Below are 17340 nucleotides of genomic sequence, written 5' to 3' on the forward strand. Positions count from 1 at the left end.
CGACACACCACAACCCTGAATATATTGACGCTAATTATTGATTTTAGATATAGGTCGTACCAGTTATTTACTTATCCACTTATCAAGAAACAAGCAACAAGCAACAAGCAACAGCGTTTCTGTTTGGCTCATCTAAATATAAAAGAGAATACAGTGATGAAAAATACGGCTTTAATACTCACGTTAGCCCTGCCTTTTGGCGCTTATGCCGCTGAAGACTCAATACCAACACCTGAATCAATTACATCTGCACAAGTACTCAGTGCACAAGGCTCAGAGACCTATTCATATGTTAGATGTTGGTATCGAACCGATGCCTCTCATGATTCCCTAGCCACCGACTGGAAGTGGGCAAAGAAAGAGAGTGGTGATTACTACACGATCAACGGATATTGGTGGTCTTCTGTTTCTTTCAAAAACATGTTCTACAGTGATGCGCCTCAATCTGAAATCAAACAGCGTTGCGAACAGACGCTCGACATCCAACATGACGCCGCTGACATCACCTACTTTGCCGCAGATAATCGCTTCTCTTACAACCACTCCATCTGGACCAACGATAACGCGTTCCAGGCCAATAGCATCAATCGTATTGTCACCTTTGGTGATAGCCTGTCCGACACTGGTAATCTATTTAATGGCTCACAATGGTTTTTTCCGAACGCAGATTCGTGGTTTTTAGGGCACTTTTCGAATGGTTTAGTCTGGACGGAGTATTTAGCAAAAGCGAAAGATGTCCCTCTGTATAACTGGGCTGTGGGTGGCGCCGCAGGTACCAACCAATACGTGGCATTGACTGGTGTATATGATCAAGTCACCTCTTATCTGACCTACATGAAAGTCGCCAAAAACTATCGTCCGGAAAACTCACTGTTTACTTTAGAGTTTGGCCTCAATGACTTCATGAATTACAACCGAGAAGTCGCCGATGTAAAGGCTGACTTTAGCAGCGCGCTGATCCGCTTAACAGAATCTGGTGCGAACAATATCCTGCTGTTCACCTTACCCGATGCAACCAAAGCCCCTCAATTCAAATACTCTACCGAACAAGAGATAATAAAAGTTCGTGGCAAGATCTTAGAATTCAACCAGTTCATCAAAGCTCAAGCCGAGTATTACCAAGGTATGGGGAAAAACGTGGTGTTGTTCGATGCAAGTGCGTTGTTCGCCAGCATTACCGATAACCCAGAACAACATGGCTTTCGAAACGCGAGTGATGCTTGTCTTAATATCAATCGAAGCTCAGCCGCGGACTACTTGCGAAGCCACAGCTTAACCAATGACTGTGCCACCTATGGTTCAGACAGTTATGTATTCTGGGGCGTGACGCACCCAACCACCGCCACACACAAATACATTGCCGACCACATCTTGGCGTATTCGTTCTCGACGTTCAATTTCTAACTAAATATCGAAAAGTAATGGCTGAGCCAAGGTCGAGATACAAAAAAACCGCCTAATATTGGCGGTTTTTATTTATGTCAGTTTTACTAGCAAACGCTTTAAAACTGGCTGGTGATTACTCGTCGTCCACTTTTGGTGCGACTTTCTTCTTAGGGATAAACACGGTATCACCCACGGCCACATTTTGGTGGAAGCTCTTATCGCGCTTAACTGGTTTCTTCGGCGTTTTCTTCGCTTGAGTGTTGGTCTTCTTCTTAGCAGGACCGCCTTTAGCAAACGCAGGTTTACGTGGCTTAATGCCTTTGAATTTACCTTTTAGGCCTTCAAGTACAGAGAAGGTCAAATCTTGTTGAAGGTAAAGTTCAACACGCTTGAAGCTGTCCCAGTCTTTTGGACCAACCAAAGAAATCGCATCGCCTTTGTTACCCGCACGGCCAGTACGACCTACACGGTGCACGTACTCTTCCGTATGCTTAGGCATATCAAAGTTGATAACGTGGCTCACGTTTGGAATATCAATACCACGTGAAGCAACATCGGTAGTTACCAAGATCTTGTAAACCGCACGCTCGAACTGGCTCATAATAGCATTACGTTGCGTTTGGTTTAGGTTACCACTCAGTGCTACCGCTTTAAGCTTCTTCTCGTTCAACTTATCTGTTAAACGGTCAGTATCAGCGCGTGTTGCTGTGAAGATCATTACCTGACGGTATTCAGCTTCTTCCAGTACACGGTCTAAAATCGCTTCTTTGTGATCTAGGTGATCACATAAGTAGAATTTCTGTGTGATATCTAAGTGTTGCTCGTTAGAAACACCAACAGAGATACGCTTAGGTGCGTCTAGCATTTCATTTGCAATGCCATTTACTTCAGCGTGATCTAACGTTGCAGAGAACATCAACGTTTGACGACGACGGTGTTTAGCTGCATTGGCAATGCGACGAAGTTCTGGAGCGAAACCCAGATCAAGCATACGGTCCGCTTCATCAAGGATTAGCGTTTCAACACCATCTAGGAACAATGAACGATGTTCTAGGTGGTCAGCAAGACGGCCTGGAGTCGCAACGATAAAACGAGGGTACTTACGCAGTGCTTTAACTTGGTCGTTAAAGTTCTCACCACCTAAGATAAGCGCCGCTTCATAAGACAGACCACCAAGCATGCTACGCAGTTCGCCGTAAACTTGCTTCGCTAGCTCACGAGTAGGAGCCAAAATTACACCACGAGGATCTTTAGCAGAAAACGCTTTTGTTTTTAATGCTTTATGTATCATTGGCAACACAAACGCCAATGTTTTTCCTGATCCCGTTTTTGATGAAGCCAATAGATCCTTACCAGCAATAGCAACAGGGATCGCTTTTGATTGGATCTCTGTCGCCTTCTTGAAGTCGTAATGTTTTAAGTTCTTCAGTAAGCGGTTATCTAAGCCTAAATCTTTAAAGTGCAAAGGACTCTCCAGTCATGATGGTATTGAATAAAATTAATTTAACGTGACATGATACCGCGAAAGTACTTTATAAGGATAGAGATCACAGTAAATTTATCCCTTTATCCCTTTATCTATCTTTAGCTAGAACAACGTATGCATTGCTAGCAAAGGGATAGCTCTCCAAAAACACCTTCAAGTCGTCTCTAAATCCTTCATCTCATAAATGAGACACAACGTGATACTTAGCTAATTACCTCAAAAATTTAGCAATTTCTTTAGTTATTGTTTTTGCAGTTAAAAAATTAGTCGCTACAATCATTAATGAAGCGACTATATGATAAAGAATGTATAGCGCATCTTTTGATGATAAATAAGCAAGGAGTTCTTATGAATAAGACGTTAATCGCAGCTGCAGCATCAGTTTTCATTTTAGCCGGTTGTTCTTCAGAACCAGAAGAAGCTGCAGTGTCAGAAATGGATCAACTAACTAACCAAGTGGCTCAACTTACAAGCGAAGTTGAAGCACTTAAGAGTGACAAAGCAGCCGCAGAAATGAAGGCTCAAGAAGCAGAAGCAGCCGCTATGGCAGCGAAAGAAGAAGCGGATCGTGCTAACGAACGCATCGACAACATCGCTGAGTCTTACACTAAGTAGTTTGAGATCTAATCGCGATTAAGCTGTAGATTAAATAAGTCGCAAAAAGCAGTATATAGACAGCACCACTTCTTATCGGATGTGGTGCTTTTTTTGGGTGACACTAATGCGAGTAAACAAGATAAAACCGCCCCTTGTTGCAGAAGAGGCAATCGAATTAAAACTCAATCACAGGTGGTGCTATCTCTACAGGTACGCCGTTTTGAGCAAAGATAACCGCTTTCGCCTTTGAATTTGGCAGTTCTGCGTCTTCAAGCCACCATTTTAGTTCCACAGGGATCTGTAATGATTTCTTTGAACCATCACTTCGAGTTAATGGCTCGTGCGCTTCTACAAACACACTTCTATCAGGCTCTAATGACACCTTAATCGGCTCATTGATAATGGTGACCTGTTCACCACGGTTCACTTGCTCAAACAGCCACTCAATGTCTTTAGGTTCCATTCGGATACAACCAGAGCTAACTCGTAAACCTATCCCGAAATCTTTGTTTGTACCATGGATCAAATAGTCGCCAGCGCCATAAGCAAGCCTCAAAGCGTACTCTCCCAATGGATTTTCCGGCCCGGCAGGAACCACTCTCGGTAATTCAATGCCCTTTTCAAGATACTCGTTGCGGATTGAATTTGGTGGCGTCCATGTTGGATTCGGTCTTTTTTGGCTTATCTTGGTGATCATCTCGGGAGTATCACGCCCCACTCGACCGATGCCGACAGGGAAAACATGCACCTGATTTTTCTCAGGCTCAAAGTAATACAACCTTAACTCAGCAAGATTGATGACAATCCCCTTTCTTGGGGTGTCAGGCAAAATCAAGCGGCTTGGAATGCTTAACACATAGCCTTCCGCGGGAAGAAAAGGATCCACCCCTTTGTTGGCTGCCATTAAAGAGAGAAAACCAATATCGTATTGCTTGGCAATGATGGCCAAGGTTTCGCCCGCCGCCACTTCATGCTGCTGGATTCTGCCCACAATGCGGCTTTCCGTTGGTGGCAATTCAAAGGTTGCAGCAGACACCCACGATGAAGCTATCCCGCTGGCAAGCAAAGTAGTTCTTACAACAAGCGACGCCGCCCTGTGGAGTCGTGTTTTCATTGACTGCAAAGGCGTCGAGTTAACGCAATACGACATACAAATCCTTGGTTTGTCTTTTATCAAAGTTTAGATTATCTCTGATCAAACGTCTCTACAACGTATTGTTGTCTCGAAACTAATAGGCAACAAGTTTATATGTAAGCCTTTTCTTCTCATTCACTTGCAATTTACCCATACAAAATCGATTGCCTTTACGCTTTCAACATATTTGGTTATCAATATTAATAAAACTATAATGGCAGACCTATTTTGTGACTAAAGTCTCATGGAGCCACGTTCTAACTCGCTAATATTGCCTCAACAAAACGAATTCAATTCAACAGAATCGGTAATTGATTAAATCCTGTTCCTATAATTACCGTTTAAACTTTGGAGAACGACCATGGCTACACCTCATATTAATGCTCAAGCTGGTGATTTCGCAGAAACAGTACTTATGCCGGGCGACCCGCTTCGCGCAAAATACATTGCAGAAACATTCCTTGATGACGTGAAGCAAGTTTGTGACGTTCGCAACATGTTTGGCTACACAGGCACTTACAAAGGTAAGAAAGTTTCTGTAATGGGCCACGGTATGGGTATCCCATCATGCTGCATCTACGTACACGAGCTAATCGCTGAGTTCGGCGTGAAAAACGTTATTCGTGTAGGTAGCTGTGGCGCGGTACGTGACGACGTTAAACTAATGGACGTTGTTATCGGCATGGGTGCATCTACTGACTCAAAAGTAAACCGCATTCGTTTCAACAACCACGACTTCGCTGCTATCGCTGATTTCGGTCTTCTAGAAGAAGCAGTAAACCAAGCTCGTGCACAAGAAGTTCCAGTTAAAGTTGGTAACGTATTCTCTGCAGACCTTTTCTACACTCCAGAAGCTGACCTTTTCGAAAAAATGGAAAAGCTAGGCATCCTAGGTGTTGATATGGAAGCGGCTGGTATCTACGGCGTTGCTGCAGACCTTGGTGCTAAAGCACTAACTATCCTAACAGTATCTGACCACATCATCCGTGGTGAAAAACTAAGTTCTGAAGAGCGTCAAAAGTCTTTCAACGACATGATGAAAGTTGCTCTAGAGACAGCAATCAACATCTAACGATTTGATAAAAGATACATTGAAAAGCGTTACCCCGCAGCCAGGCTCGCTTGGCTGCTCAAATAATCCCGAGGGGGAGATCGTGTCTAACGACAAGCTGCCAAAAGATGCGGATGGTTTGCAACTCAACTTTTGTAAAACATTGGCGTGTGACAACTTTGGCTTGAGCGATGCAAAACGGTATGTTTTGCAACACGCGAACCCTAAGCGTCCAGCGATGGTTTGTCGTGAATGTGGAGCTTTCCCCCCCTTACTTAACAATCGTGAAGTGTTAAGCGAACTTCATCGCCTAAGACAACTTCACAGCGACGGGCTCCCTGCTTGTCGTAATGATGATTGCGATAACTTCGGCTTATCGGTTCATACCCATAAACATCTTTATCATGCCTTCGGCTACAGTGGCGACAGGCAGCGTTATCGATGCAAAGACTGCCAAACAACCTTCGTTGATAAATGGTCTGGATCCAATAAAAAACTCCAATTTCAAGAGAACCTCATGGGCTTACTGTTCATGGGCTATTCCGTACGTGAAATCTGCCGAAAATTAGAGATCAACCCAAAGACTTTCTATGATCATGTTGACCATATCGCGAGCCGTTGTCGTCGTAAATTAGCGATGATCGATGCACGATGGGTTAACCATGCGAAAGATTACGAGTTCGCATCTCACTACCAGCGTCTGCAACCACAAAGTAACAACGGTGTGGTGTGGATAGCGACGGGCGAGGCGCATTCTGGCTATATACTTTGCCAACACGTTAACTACTCTCAAAATGAAGAACCATCAGGAAACGTCGACCATAACCCTTATGATGATGTGGCACGATTTGTATCCAAAGAGCACTCTTCAGAAGCAAATCTCGAACTGCCTCAGCCCTCTGACAAACTAAAAGAGCGCATTGAACAGCAGTACCAAGTGATTCTTGCGAGAGGTAACGTTGAGGACCCTATGGGTAACCTCACCACATTTAGTTACCCTTCAAAAGGCGCTCTCATTCGACCGCCTTATACCTCTTATGCTCACTTCTTACATGTGTTGGATATGTGTAACGAAGACAAGCATGTCGCCATCTATATGCCACAAGATCCATTACTAAGATCTGCCGCTTTAAGTGTATGTTTGCCGCGCATTCAGAGTCAAAATATTGACCTCATGTATGTCGAAGAAGATTCAGGCTGGCAAGACGACCAAAGTTTTGAAAAGATCGACATCGTTCACATGAGTTGGTGGCGAGATCGCTGGGCTATTGCCAATCAGGGTGATAACCAGAAAGGTATCTGCTACCTAACCGGTAACAATCCAGAACCAAAACAGTGGTTTAACACAGCCTCAATTCAACAAACTAAGTTCTATCAACAGCGCTTTCAGTTGTTATTTGATAGCTTTATTAATGAGCCCAGACGTAAGCTTCGTCCTGGGGGCATTCTTCCATTGCTCGACATATTTAGAGCTTGGCACAATCTGTGCTACCAAGATAAGCAAGGGCTCACGGCAGCACAACGCTTAGGCGTAGGGGAGCTGCCATTAACTCTAAAGCAACTACTTTCATAGCAACAAAGCCTCTAGGTAATTATTCGGGAACTCATTGATTTTAAAGCGACAACATGAGGTAACACCCATAATTAGAAAAGATCGATGTTCCTTTGACGCTCTACGAAAGATAATTGGTGCTTATCTCAAATTACACTCTTATAATGATTGTGTTATCAATATGTTCGATAATCATGGATGTAAGTCTTGGACAAAAATCAGTACCTTCTTGAAACAGAATTAGAAAAACTCAAAACTCGTGTCGACTCTGAGCCATCGGTGATCCTAGAGATTGCCCAACAGTGCCTAGTCCGATCAGAGCAAGTTCTGTTTGAAGAGGGTGCCATCCAGTCATTAATGTTAATGGCAAGATGTAGCTGGAACCTGATGGATTACCAAAAAGGTTTAAAATACATCAAGGAAGCCTACAAGCGCCAAAGCCGATTAGATACCGACCTTTTTCTCCCTGAAATCCTCCATTTACACGCGCTCCAGTTCTGGGGACAAGCCAAGTACTATTCCGCCCAACAGTTCTGGATCAATGCTTTAGAGCAGTCCGCGTTGGTTGATGAAGTCGAAATTCAAATTGAATGCCTCATTGGCCTTGGCAATATTTGGCGGATGACCCACGAATATAAACTTGCACGTTCTACCCACCAGCTTGCCGTTAAAGTTGCTAACAACAGCCGCATTGGTTGGTTAGAGGGTAAAGCCAGAATACTGCTTGCGTGGGATTACTACCTGCTCAACAACTATGTTGAAATGCTGTCGGTATTGGACGGTGCAGAAGAAGCATTAAAAGACCATAAAGATAACACTTGGCATGCAGAGGTATGGGACTTTCGAGGCCTTGCCCTACTTGGTCTTGAACGCTTAGATGACGCGGAGCGCGCCACGGCCAAAGCGCACAATCTGGCAGTTGAACACAACCTAGTTTGGATGAAGGCGCACTCATACATCAGCCGAGCTAGATTGGAGCTCCTGAGAAAAAGACCAGAACAAGCGGCGGAATTACTGAGGCTCGCAGAACAATCCGCAAACGAGTTCGATAATGGCGAGTTGCTGAGCCAAATCTGTTACCAACAATCCTTGGTGGCGGAAGAAAACCAAGACTTCCAAGCCGCGCTCGTCGCCTTTAAAAAGTACCGTCAATATTCTATCGGCATGCTCAAAGAGCAAACGACACGTGTCGGTTTGGACAAAGCACGCAGTTCAAAACGCCAACTTGAACAGAGAGCACGAAAACTGATTAATCGTATTCGCGGTCAGCACGAGTACGATCCTGAAAAGCACCTCTCTTACGTTGTCTCTGAAACCTTTTGGTGGGAAAAGTTGGTGCTGTTCAAGACAGAGCTTAAACGTTCAAACCACAGCATCATTATGTTCCATCATGTCGATACTGATTACTTAGATGTCTGTACCGAGATTGCTCATGCTTTATGTAACCAGAATGACTTCATCGCAAGGCTAAGTTCTGAACGTGTGGCCCTTATGCTTTCCGAAAAAGGCGAAGCCGCAGAGCAAACCTTCCAAACTCTCAGCACCATGCTTGATATCTATCCATGGCATAGAAAAGGACTAAAGGGTTCGAAACCGACCGTCAGCCTCAATGATATTTTGACGTTCCCGTTCACGCTTGAACAATTAGAAGAAGACGATGCTGAGGTAATAGAATAATGGAAACTCTATTAAGCAAGATCACAGACGCCGGTTTAGACCCTTCATCAGTATCAGGTGAAGAAGCGATCATCTTCTGGAACCACATTCGTCAGCACGTTTCGACAACGCAAACAGAGCAAGCGCACTGCTATATCATTAGCTCTGAATACCGTGCCGAGTTACAACAAAATCAAACCAGTATCGAAGAGTTGAGACGAGCACTCGATCTGCTCCACCTTCCTGCCGATATCGAAGATATTCTGACAGTCAAAACCAGTTTAAGTGACCGCTTAGTTGAAACTGGTGATTACACCTCAGCACTCAATGAATTCGTCAGTTCATCGACTATCGCGGTTGAACACGGTCATATCGATGAGTATGTATTAGCTATTTTAGGCATGGGCAACCTGTGTGATTCCTATGGCGATCACAACAGAGCACTTCGTTACTACCAAAAAATCAGCAGCATAGACCATGCGATAAGCAGTCGCTCACTTCGCCTCAAATTCAAGCTGCATATGGTAGCAAGCCTACTTCTACTCAATCGCATTACAGCAGCCAGCGATTTACTGAATGAGTGCGAAGAACTGAGTATTTTGGTCAGTGACAAGTTGCTCACAGCTCAAATACTGCTTTACCAAGCAAAGGTGCTGCGCGCTAAGAAAAAACACCATGAAGCGCTACGCTGTCTGTCTAAGGTTCAATACCCAGCCAACAGCATTCAAGCAAGCTGGCTTGCAACCATGACTCGTCTAGAGCTCGCACATTGCCTAAGTGCAACCGGCAAGCAAGACTACGCGAGCATGATTTTGTCGAGCACAGACAAACGCGTGAAAGCCTACTCGTCGCCAGTACTTGCAAAACGATTCTACGATTCGCTGAGTGATGTGTGTATGAATCAAGGGCGTTTTCAAGAAGCGCTAAGCTATGAGAAAAAAGGCTACCGAATTGAAACCGATCTGATGAAGCAGATCCCGATCAGTGAACTCGGTGCAAGCCAACTACGCCGCCTGTCCCGTTTTGAATTACAACTCAAACTCATTCTCTCTGAACAAGAAAACAAAGAGCTCAAAGAGACAACCGAACAACACAAGAATGCGGTGGCTCAGCTTCAACAAGACGTATTCACAGATCCATTAACAGGGTTGCACAACCGCCGCTGGTTAGATGTGAAACTGAAAGACATGCTGCTGCACGATACCTCTTTCGCGCTGATGGTTATTGATATTGACCACTTCAAGTCTATCAATGATGAACTGAGTCACTTAGTGGGCGATAAAGCGATTGTTAGTGTGTCTCAAGAGCTACGTTCATACTTTAAGTTTAGAGGCGCGTCATGTGTCAGATTTGGTGGAGAAGAGTTCCTCGTCATTCTAGAGAACACTGATCTTCCGAAGGCAGAAATGCACTCTGAAAATTATCGAGAGCGCATTTTCCAATTTGGATGGCATGAAATACTTGGGGAGCGTGGTTTGACCGTGAGTATTGGTATCACTTTGCATCGTGACGGAGAGAATACTCAACGCACCTTCTACCGTGCGGATAAAGCGCTATACCGAGCTAAAGCCAACGGCCGTAATCAAGTGTGTACAGAGTAGTGGCATATAGCTCTGTAGCTTAGGCCAACTGCTTATTGATAAAAGAACAGAGAAATACCAGCAAGGGCGGCAAGTGTGCCTATGATACTTTGCTTTGACACCTTCTCTCCTTTCAGCGCATAAATCACCAAAATAAAGACCGGGCTGGTCGCTATCAACGTTTGTGCAATCGCAGGGTTAGCATTCTTCAACGCCACTTGTTGAAGCCATAGAGCGAGAAACGTCCCGACAAAGATTGCTCCTAATAACCACAGTTTATCGAGCTTGGTCATTTCCCATAAATCTCTTTTTATCGATGAATACGGCTTCTTTTCAACGAAAGGGATAATCAGCATCACAGCAAACACGCCAATCGTCAGGCGAATCAAAGCACCTAACAATGGTGGGATATCACCCGCCACTAACGCGTAATGAGAAATAACCACACCAGATGCCTGACAGACACTCGCCACAAGCCCATAACCAATGCCACCCCACTGCGCTTTGTTATTCGATTCACCGCTCGCCGATTTTGATGGCTGGAAGACAACGAAGGTCACCGCTAGTGTTGTAATCACGACACCGAGCCAACTTTGCACTGTCAATACAGCGCCCAGGAACATTAATGCCAGCACACCAGAAAGAGGCGGGGCTAAAGATTCCAGTAACAGCGTCTTATTGGCACCGATTCTTTTCAACGCCGCAAAATAGGCGCTATCTCCAATCGCAATGCCAATCACACCTGAAATTGCCAATATCAGAAAATGGTTGGTACTCAGTTCAAACTCCGGCATCGGAATAAGAGGCATCACCAGCAACATCATCCCTGACGCCACTACACCCTTAACAATGTTCAATTGCATCGCAGAGAAGCGATGACCAAACTGTCCATAAATCCATGTCGCACACGCCCACACAATCGCAGCACCAATAGCCGCCAATTCACCTATATACATCCGTGTTTATCCTTTGTGGTTGTGCACGTCATTTAGAATCGTAGCTGTCATCATTTCAGCTAAAATACCAACCAGAAAGCCGAAATAGCCTCTTCAAACGCGATGAGATTTTATAAGATTCGTCAATAGTTTTGCTCACATTAGAAGCGAACACTCATCATTTATAACTCAGCAAATCATTTTTATAACAATTACTTGGATGATAGCGTACTATATTTATAACTAACATCTAACATTACAAGGATCTGTTATGTTTTTAGACTACTTTGCACTCGGCTTACTCATTTTCGTTGCTCTAGTCATCTTTTACGGCATCATCGTTATTCACGATATCCCTTATGAAATAGCCAAAGAACGTAATCATCCTCACCAAGACGCAATTCACGTCTCAGGCTGGGTTAGCCTATTCACTTTGCACACAATTTGGCCCTTTCTATGGATTTGGGCAACATTATGGCGGAAAGACCGAGGCTGGGGCTTCGAAAAACTCGAAGAAGAGCAACATGATATTCATCATCGCGTGGATATTCTCATCGATCAAGTGAGTACCCTTCAGGAAGAGATCGCACAGCTGAAACAAGCGAACACCGAACCAAGCAGCACAGAAAAAGAGTCAAACAACGTTCAAGATCAGGAGGCTAAGTAATGGATTTACTACTGATAATGACCTACGCGGCACTTTGCATCACTATTTTCAAAGTATTTAATATTCCGCTAAATAAATGGACAGTACCTACCGCTGTGCTCGGTGGCGTGATCATCGTAGGAACATTGATTTTATTGATGAACTACAACCACCCTTTCACACAACTTGGCAACCAAGTTTACTCAACAACGCCAATTGTTTCAGGCGTTAGAGGTAAAGTCATTGAGGTTCCTGTTGAGGCGAATTCTCCTTTAAAGAAAGGAGACATCCTCTTTAAAATTGACCCTATCCCTTTTGAAGCAGAAGTCGCTAAGCTCGAAGCGAAAGTAAAAGAAGCAAGCCAAGGAGCACTTGGGCTTGAATCTCAAGTTGCTGAAGCTGAAGCTGCTAAAATCAAAGCGATTGCAGAAAGAGACAAAGCGCAACGCGAATTTTCTCGTTATAAGCGTGGCTTTGAAAGTGGTGCGTTTACCGAACAACAATTGGATACTCGTAGACAAGCTTATAAGGCATCGGAAGCAGCAGTAAAAGTAGCAGAAGCAAGTCAACAACAAGCTCAGATCGCTCTAAATTCTGAAATTGGTGGCGAGAACACCGCAGTGGCAGGATTACTTGCAGACTTACGTAAGGCTCAATTCAACCTTGACCAAACGGTCGTGAGAGCACCAACGGATGGATATGTTACACAACTAGCACTGCGTCCAGGCGTAATGGCTGTACCGCTACCTCTTGCTCCTGTCATGACATTTGTCCATACGGAAGAAAAATACTACATCGCAGCATTCAGACAAAACTCATTGCAACGACTGCATCCTGGTTTCGAAGCTGAATTTTTATTCAGAGCACTACCAGGCAAGATTTTCAAAGGACGCATTGATGAAATAATCCCAGCTATTGGTGAGAGTCAAATTCAAGCGCGCGGGACACTTATTGGTACCAATGCACTTCGTACTAATGGACGCGTATTTGCTAAAATGACCATCACTGATGACCTGTCTGACTACCATTTACCTATGGGTACCGCGGTTGAAGTTGCCGTTTATTCTGACAGCTTCACCCACGTTTCAATCATGCGCAAGGTCCTTATTCGCATGAAGAGTTGGCAAAACTATCTATACCTAGACCACTAAACGGTCAAAGGTACGTGACGAACCCGCTTAACACATTGTTAAGACGAATGAAAAAGTCAGACTCGCTCTGACTTTTTTGTTGCTGGATTAACCGTAAAATTACGCTTTTTACACGATATTTAGGTGTTCAGATGGAATTTTAGACATCTAGACACTTACCTTCCTTTATGGAAGGGTTCTACTGTATAATGCGCGCCTTATTTTTTATATTTGCCCAAAAAACGTTCTCATTGAGACGCATATTAATAATGGCGAATATTTATTCTTTATTTTGCTTTATTTTTCAGAATTCGAGGTTATCTATGAACTTTTCAGCTAAAACAGTGGTCGTTATCGCCATTGGCGCTGCACTGTACGGCATTGGTGGTTTACCTATGTTTGGTGTCCCAGTGTTTGCTAACACGACATTGAAACCAGCAATGGCAGTTCTAGCACTGTTTTCTGTTTTGTTCGGCCCTATTGTTGGCTTCTTGGTTGGCTTTATCGGTCACTGGGTAACGGATCTGTTCGCAGGCTGGGGTGTGTGGTTAACTTGGGTTTTAGGCTCAGGTATCGTAGGCATGGTTATCGGCTTATTCCCGATGTTGACCAAGAACCGCCTTCAGCAAGGTGAGTTGCCTATGAAGGACTTCGCGCTGTTTGTGGTACTTGCCCTTGCCGGTAATGTGGTTGGTTACGGCTGCTCTGCATTCCTAGATACCATCCTTTATGCAGAACCGTTTACTAAAGTCTTCACTCAACTCTCTATCATTGCTGCCGGTAACACCGTTCTGATCGCTGTTGTTGGCTTACTGATCCTAAAATCAGTCGCTAAACGCAACAAACAAAGCCGTAACCTGACTGAGGCATAAGCGATAATGACTATAGCATTTTCGAACTTCTCTTTTAGATATGAGTCGCTGGATAAACCGACGCTAAAAAATATCAATCTAAGGATAGAGAAAGGAGAGAAAATCGTCATTATTGGACCAAGCGGTAGTGGTAAATCTACCCTAGGTCAATGCCTTAACGGTCTGATTCCTCATGCTATCAAAGGTGAGGTGACTGGCTCTCTAGAGATCAACGGTAAGAACATTTCTGATTTTTCTATGCACGACTATACCGAGCAGGTTGGCACAGTATTACAAGATACTGATAGCCAATTTGTCGGTTTGAGTATTGGCGAAGACATCGCATTCGCACTGGAAAATCAGTTAGTGTCGAACATTGATATGTACCCTCTGGTTAAGTCGACAGCAAAAATGGTCGACTTAGCAGATATGCTTGATCGCTCGCCACATGATTTATCCGGCGGCCAGAAACAACGCGTGTCATTAGCGGGCATCTTAGTTGATGACGTTGACATCCTGTTGTTTGATGAACCTTTGGCTAGCCTTGACCCGAAAACGGGTAAAGCGACTATCGAAATCATCGACCAACTTCATAATGAAACCAACAAGACTATAGTCATCATCGAGCATCGCCTTGAAGATGTACTACATCGCGATATCGATCGAGTGATCTTGATGGAGCGCGGTGAAATTGTCGCGGACATGACACCCGATGAAATCTTAGCTTCTGAACTGCTTGAAACACACGGTATTCGTGAACCACTTTATTTATCTGCTCTGAAGGCAGCGAAAGCACCTTTGACCAGTGAAGATAAGCTATCAAACCTCAAAGCTCTCGATTACAAAAGATTCCGCCCTGCGGTTCAGGCTTGGTTTGCAGAGCGCCCGACTCCAGTTGCCGAGAAGCAGTACCAACCTTTGCTTGAGGTCCACGGCCTAACTTACTCTTACGATGGTGAAAAGAACGCTCTCGAAGATGTCAGCTTTAAGATTGGTAAGGGTGAGTTCGTTTCAATTTTAGGCAAAAACGGTTCAGGCAAATCTACCATCACTAAACTCATCATGGGTGTGATCGATGCCGATTCAGGCTCTTCCTATCTAAATGGTGAAGACCTATCTGAGCTTTCTATCTTTGAAAGAAGCCAGAAAGTCGGTGTCGTGATGCAGAACCCAAATCATATGATCTCGCATCATATGATTTTTGATGAGATTGCTTTTGGTCTTCGTAACCGCAACATTGCAGAAGAGCTGATCACAGAAAAAGTAGAGCATGCTCTTGAGTTGTGTGGGCTGAGTAAGTTCCGCCACTGGCCGATCGAAGCACTGAGCTACGGTCAGAAAAAACGAGTAACCATCGCTTCTATTTTGGTGCTGGAGCCTGAGCTTCTTATCTTGGATGAGCCGACAGCAGGTCAAGACTACCGTAACTACACATCCATGCTGGCATTCATCCAAAAGCTTAATCGTGATTTGGGTATTACCGTTGTGATCATCTCACACGACATGCACCTCGTTCTCGAGTACACCACACGTTCAATCGTAATCGCAGACAGCAAGTTGATTGCCAATGCCGCGATGACGGAAGTATTTAGCCAACCATCACTTCTAGAACGTGCAAATCTTTGTACCACCAGCATTTATGAACTCGCGACTATGATGAAAATCGACGACACCAATGCGTTTATGCAGTACTTCATCGACTACGAGAGAAGCGCTCAATGAACGCATCAAAAGTAAAATTCGGCATCAATTACATTGATACAAAATCACCGCTTCATGCACTTAACGGCATCACCAAATTTGCGCTCTTCTTAGCTTGGGTAACCGTGGTATTGACTACGTTCGACCTAAGATTGATTACGCTGCTTATTGTGACTGGTTTATACCTGCTAAAGCTCACCAATGTGCCTGTACGCGTATATAAGCCTCTGTTATTGGGTACGGCGAGTGTATTGAGCCTAAATGCTTTGTTCATGTATCTGCTGGCTCCACAGCAAGGTACTGAGCTCATCGGCAGCAAAACCTTATTGCTGACATTGCCGGGTAACTACTCGTTGAGCCAAGAGACTCTGTTTTACTTGGTTACTGTGACGCTCAAATACATGAGCATGTTCCCGATAGCGTTGATTTTTGTCTTCACAACGCATCCGACTGAGTTTGCAGCTAGCCTCAACCGTATCGGTGTTCCTTACAAGATCGCCTATGCGGTCAGCTTAACACTGCGTTACTTGCCAGAAGTTAAGAAAGACTTCATCAATATCATGCATGCTCAACAGGCTCGTGGTGTAGAGCTCTCAAAGAAAGCGCCTCTAATTACTCGAATCAAAAATGTGGCTAAGGTTCTAGGCCCGCTCATTTTCTCTAGCTTGGACCGAGCAGACGAGATCTCTAACGCAATGACGTTACGAGGTTTTGGCCGACACAAAGCTCGCACTTGGTATAGCTATGCACCTTTGAAACGTATCGACTTTGTTTGTTTAGGTGTCATCGCTTTTATCGTGGTGTTAGCCATTGCGAAACGCATTCTAGAGCCGCAGTTATTTTGGTATCCGTTCTAGTCATCTGAATTAGCATAGATAAACAAAGACTTTAAATAACACACCGCTCAATAGGGCGGTGTTTTTGTTTATGCCAAAATCTGATTGATAATTGAACCAATGACACAATACTGACTATATTTAACGATAAATTGACCAGTTATTTACCCTTGGAGTTTGAGATTTAATTCATAAGCTCTTAATATACTCTTTTACAGAATGTTACAATCAATAGAGATTTGTAATGGCTCGAATTACTCAAGTACAGAAACTAGAAAATCAAAAAAACTACGATGAGATCGTACTAAACCTTTTTCTGGCTGAAGGACATGAAGCACTAACTTATGCAAGGATTGCTCAAGAGATTGGCATTAGTTTAACGACGCTTCAGGGCTATTATCCGTCGACCCGCGCTATTCGTTCAGTACTTCACGAACACATGCTATCGATCGTTATAGACAGTCTAGACTTTTCATCGGAAGCGCTTTTTATCCAATCTTGGCAAGCCGCTCTAGATAATGAGCAGTTTCGATACGTGATTAAATTGATGTTTTTCCATGCTTCGCAAATAAAGAACCCTGAGCAATTTAACCTCAGCTCGAACGGCGAATTTCGTGAAAAGATGTTGGACAGTTTAGGCAACGACTCAGTTCGAATCCTTGAAATGGTAGTCGGACGCTCAATGTTCTATCTCACCAACTTCAAGTAACGCTAACCAGCTTACTGAAATAGAAAAAGGGAACCCTAGGGTTCCCTTTTTCTATTTCAGAAAAGTGAGCAGCGATGACCTGCTCAACT

General features: G+C 44.1%; 15 protein-coding genes. 12 read left to right on the plus strand and 3 right to left on the minus strand.

What is annotated here, in order from left to right; genetic code table 11:
* Positions 1-156: 156 nt before the first annotated feature.
* On the plus strand, positions 157-1404 hold the full coding sequence (locus tag AB4585_RS08925; protein ID WP_372169616.1) for an SGNH/GDSL hydrolase family protein: 1248 nt from the start codon (positions 157-159) through the stop codon (positions 1402-1404).
* Between the two features lie 115 nt (positions 1405-1519).
* Here AB4585_RS08925 and AB4585_RS08930 read toward each other — a convergent pair whose 3' ends face one another.
* Positions 1520-2851 carry a DEAD/DEAH box helicase gene (locus AB4585_RS08930; protein ID WP_017061883.1) on the minus strand — a complete coding sequence of 444 codons (1332 nt, stop codon included), beginning with the start codon at positions 2849-2851 and terminating at the stop codon, positions 1520-1522.
* A 369-nt stretch (positions 2852-3220) separates the two neighbouring features.
* Between AB4585_RS08930 and AB4585_RS08935 the strand changes: the two genes are divergently transcribed.
* Positions 3221-3487, plus strand: a complete 267-nt coding sequence (locus AB4585_RS08935) for an Lpp/OprI family alanine-zipper lipoprotein (protein WP_017061882.1) — start codon at positions 3221-3223, stop codon at positions 3485-3487.
* 157 nt (positions 3488-3644) lie between these two features.
* Here AB4585_RS08935 and AB4585_RS08940 read toward each other — a convergent pair whose 3' ends face one another.
* Complete coding sequence (locus AB4585_RS08940; protein ID WP_029235199.1) at positions 3645-4619, minus strand: L,D-transpeptidase family protein; 975 nt, start codon at positions 4617-4619, stop codon at positions 3645-3647.
* Between the two features lie 346 nt (positions 4620-4965).
* Here AB4585_RS08940 and deoD point away from each other — a divergent pair, with 346 nt between their 5' ends.
* From deoD to AB4585_RS08960, 4 genes are all read left to right on the plus strand, one after another.
* Complete coding sequence (gene deoD / locus AB4585_RS08945; RefSeq protein ID WP_017061880.1) at positions 4966-5676, plus strand: purine-nucleoside phosphorylase; 711 nt, start codon at positions 4966-4968, stop codon at positions 5674-5676.
* An 82-nt stretch (positions 5677-5758) separates the two neighbouring features.
* Positions 5759-7228 carry a lactate dehydrogenase gene (locus AB4585_RS08950; RefSeq protein ID WP_017061879.1) on the plus strand — a complete coding sequence of 490 codons (1470 nt, stop codon included), beginning with the start codon at positions 5759-5761 and terminating at the stop codon, positions 7226-7228.
* A 186-nt stretch (positions 7229-7414) separates the two neighbouring features.
* A complete protein-coding gene (locus AB4585_RS08955) occupies positions 7415-8884 on the plus strand; it encodes a hypothetical protein (protein ID WP_017061878.1) in 1470 nt (489 codons plus the stop codon).
* Positions 8884-10464: a diguanylate cyclase domain-containing protein gene (locus AB4585_RS08960; RefSeq protein ID WP_372169591.1), complete on the plus strand. Its 1581-nt coding sequence runs from the start codon at positions 8884-8886 to the stop codon at positions 10462-10464. Before AB4585_RS08955 ends, AB4585_RS08960 begins: the two co-directional genes overlap by 1 nt.
* Before the next feature lie 32 nt (positions 10465-10496).
* Here AB4585_RS08960 and AB4585_RS08965 read toward each other — a convergent pair whose 3' ends face one another.
* The gene (locus tag AB4585_RS08965) at positions 10497-11399 is read right to left on the minus strand and encodes a DMT family transporter (RefSeq protein ID WP_017061876.1); all 903 of its coding nucleotides are present in this window, start codon (positions 11397-11399) and stop codon (positions 10497-10499) included.
* Between the two features lie 250 nt (positions 11400-11649).
* Between AB4585_RS08965 and AB4585_RS08970 the strand changes: the two genes are divergently transcribed.
* The 6 genes from AB4585_RS08970 to AB4585_RS08995 all read left to right on the plus strand — a co-directional run bounded on the left by AB4585_RS08970 (position 11650) and on the right by AB4585_RS08995 (position 17251).
* The gene (locus AB4585_RS08970; RefSeq protein WP_372169593.1) at positions 11650-12045 is read left to right on the plus strand and encodes a DUF3302 domain-containing protein; all 396 of its coding nucleotides are present in this window, start codon (positions 11650-11652) and stop codon (positions 12043-12045) included.
* Complete coding sequence (locus tag AB4585_RS08975) at positions 12045-13175, plus strand: HlyD family secretion protein (RefSeq protein WP_108111021.1); 1131 nt, start codon at positions 12045-12047, stop codon at positions 13173-13175. The genes AB4585_RS08970 and AB4585_RS08975 overlap by 1 nt, the downstream gene beginning before the upstream one ends.
* 302 nt (positions 13176-13477) lie before the next feature.
* Positions 13478-14026, plus strand: coding sequence for an ECF-type riboflavin transporter substrate-binding protein (locus AB4585_RS08980; RefSeq protein ID WP_017066579.1), 549 nt, complete (start codon positions 13478-13480; stop codon positions 14024-14026).
* A 6-nt stretch (positions 14027-14032) separates the two neighbouring features.
* Entirely contained in the window at positions 14033-15727 is a 1695-nt protein-coding gene (locus tag AB4585_RS08985) for an ABC transporter ATP-binding protein (RefSeq protein WP_372169596.1), read from the plus strand.
* A complete protein-coding gene (locus tag AB4585_RS08990; RefSeq protein ID WP_372098644.1) occupies positions 15724-16563 on the plus strand; it encodes an energy-coupling factor transporter transmembrane protein EcfT in 840 nt (279 codons plus the stop codon). Before AB4585_RS08985 ends, AB4585_RS08990 begins: the two co-directional genes overlap by 4 nt.
* Before the next feature lie 223 nt (positions 16564-16786).
* Positions 16787-17251 carry a TetR/AcrR family transcriptional regulator gene (locus tag AB4585_RS08995; RefSeq protein ID WP_136973659.1) on the plus strand — a complete coding sequence of 155 codons (465 nt, stop codon included), beginning with the start codon at positions 16787-16789 and terminating at the stop codon, positions 17249-17251.
* Positions 17252-17340: the final 89 nt, after the last annotated feature.

The organism is Vibrio sp. 10N.222.49.C9 (assembly GCF_041474985.1).
Taxonomy (GTDB): Bacteria; Pseudomonadota; Gammaproteobacteria; order Enterobacterales; family Vibrionaceae; genus Vibrio; species Vibrio crassostreae_C.

What these genes read in the sequence shown, in the direction of transcription:
- AB4585_RS08935 (WP_017061882.1), top strand. Translation starts at nt 3,221, where the DNA reads ATGAATAAGACGTTAATCGCAGCTGCAGCATCAGTTTTCATTTTAGCC.
- AB4585_RS08960 (WP_372169591.1), top strand. Translation starts at nt 8,884, where the DNA reads ATGGAAACTCTATTAAGCAAGATCACAGACGCCGGTTTAGACCCTTCA.
- deoD (WP_017061880.1), top strand. Translation starts at nt 4,966, where the DNA reads ATGGCTACACCTCATATTAATGCTCAAGCTGGTGATTTCGCAGAAACA.
- AB4585_RS08985 (WP_372169596.1), top strand. Translation starts at nt 14,033, where the DNA reads ATGACTATAGCATTTTCGAACTTCTCTTTTAGATATGAGTCGCTGGAT.
- AB4585_RS08940 (WP_029235199.1), bottom strand. Translation starts at nt 4,619, where the DNA reads ATGTCGTATTGCGTTAACTCGACGCCTTTGCAGTCAATGAAAACACGA.
- AB4585_RS08995 (WP_136973659.1), top strand. Translation starts at nt 16,787, where the DNA reads ATGGCTCGAATTACTCAAGTACAGAAACTAGAAAATCAAAAAAACTAC.
- AB4585_RS08925 (WP_372169616.1), top strand. Translation starts at nt 157, where the DNA reads ATGAAAAATACGGCTTTAATACTCACGTTAGCCCTGCCTTTTGGCGCT.
- AB4585_RS08965 (WP_017061876.1), bottom strand. Translation starts at nt 11,399, where the DNA reads ATGTATATAGGTGAATTGGCGGCTATTGGTGCTGCGATTGTGTGGGCG.
- AB4585_RS08975 (WP_108111021.1), top strand. Translation starts at nt 12,045, where the DNA reads ATGGATTTACTACTGATAATGACCTACGCGGCACTTTGCATCACTATT.
- AB4585_RS08980 (WP_017066579.1), top strand. Translation starts at nt 13,478, where the DNA reads ATGAACTTTTCAGCTAAAACAGTGGTCGTTATCGCCATTGGCGCTGCA.
- AB4585_RS08990 (WP_372098644.1), top strand. Translation starts at nt 15,724, where the DNA reads ATGAACGCATCAAAAGTAAAATTCGGCATCAATTACATTGATACAAAA.
- AB4585_RS08970 (WP_372169593.1), top strand. Translation starts at nt 11,650, where the DNA reads ATGTTTTTAGACTACTTTGCACTCGGCTTACTCATTTTCGTTGCTCTA.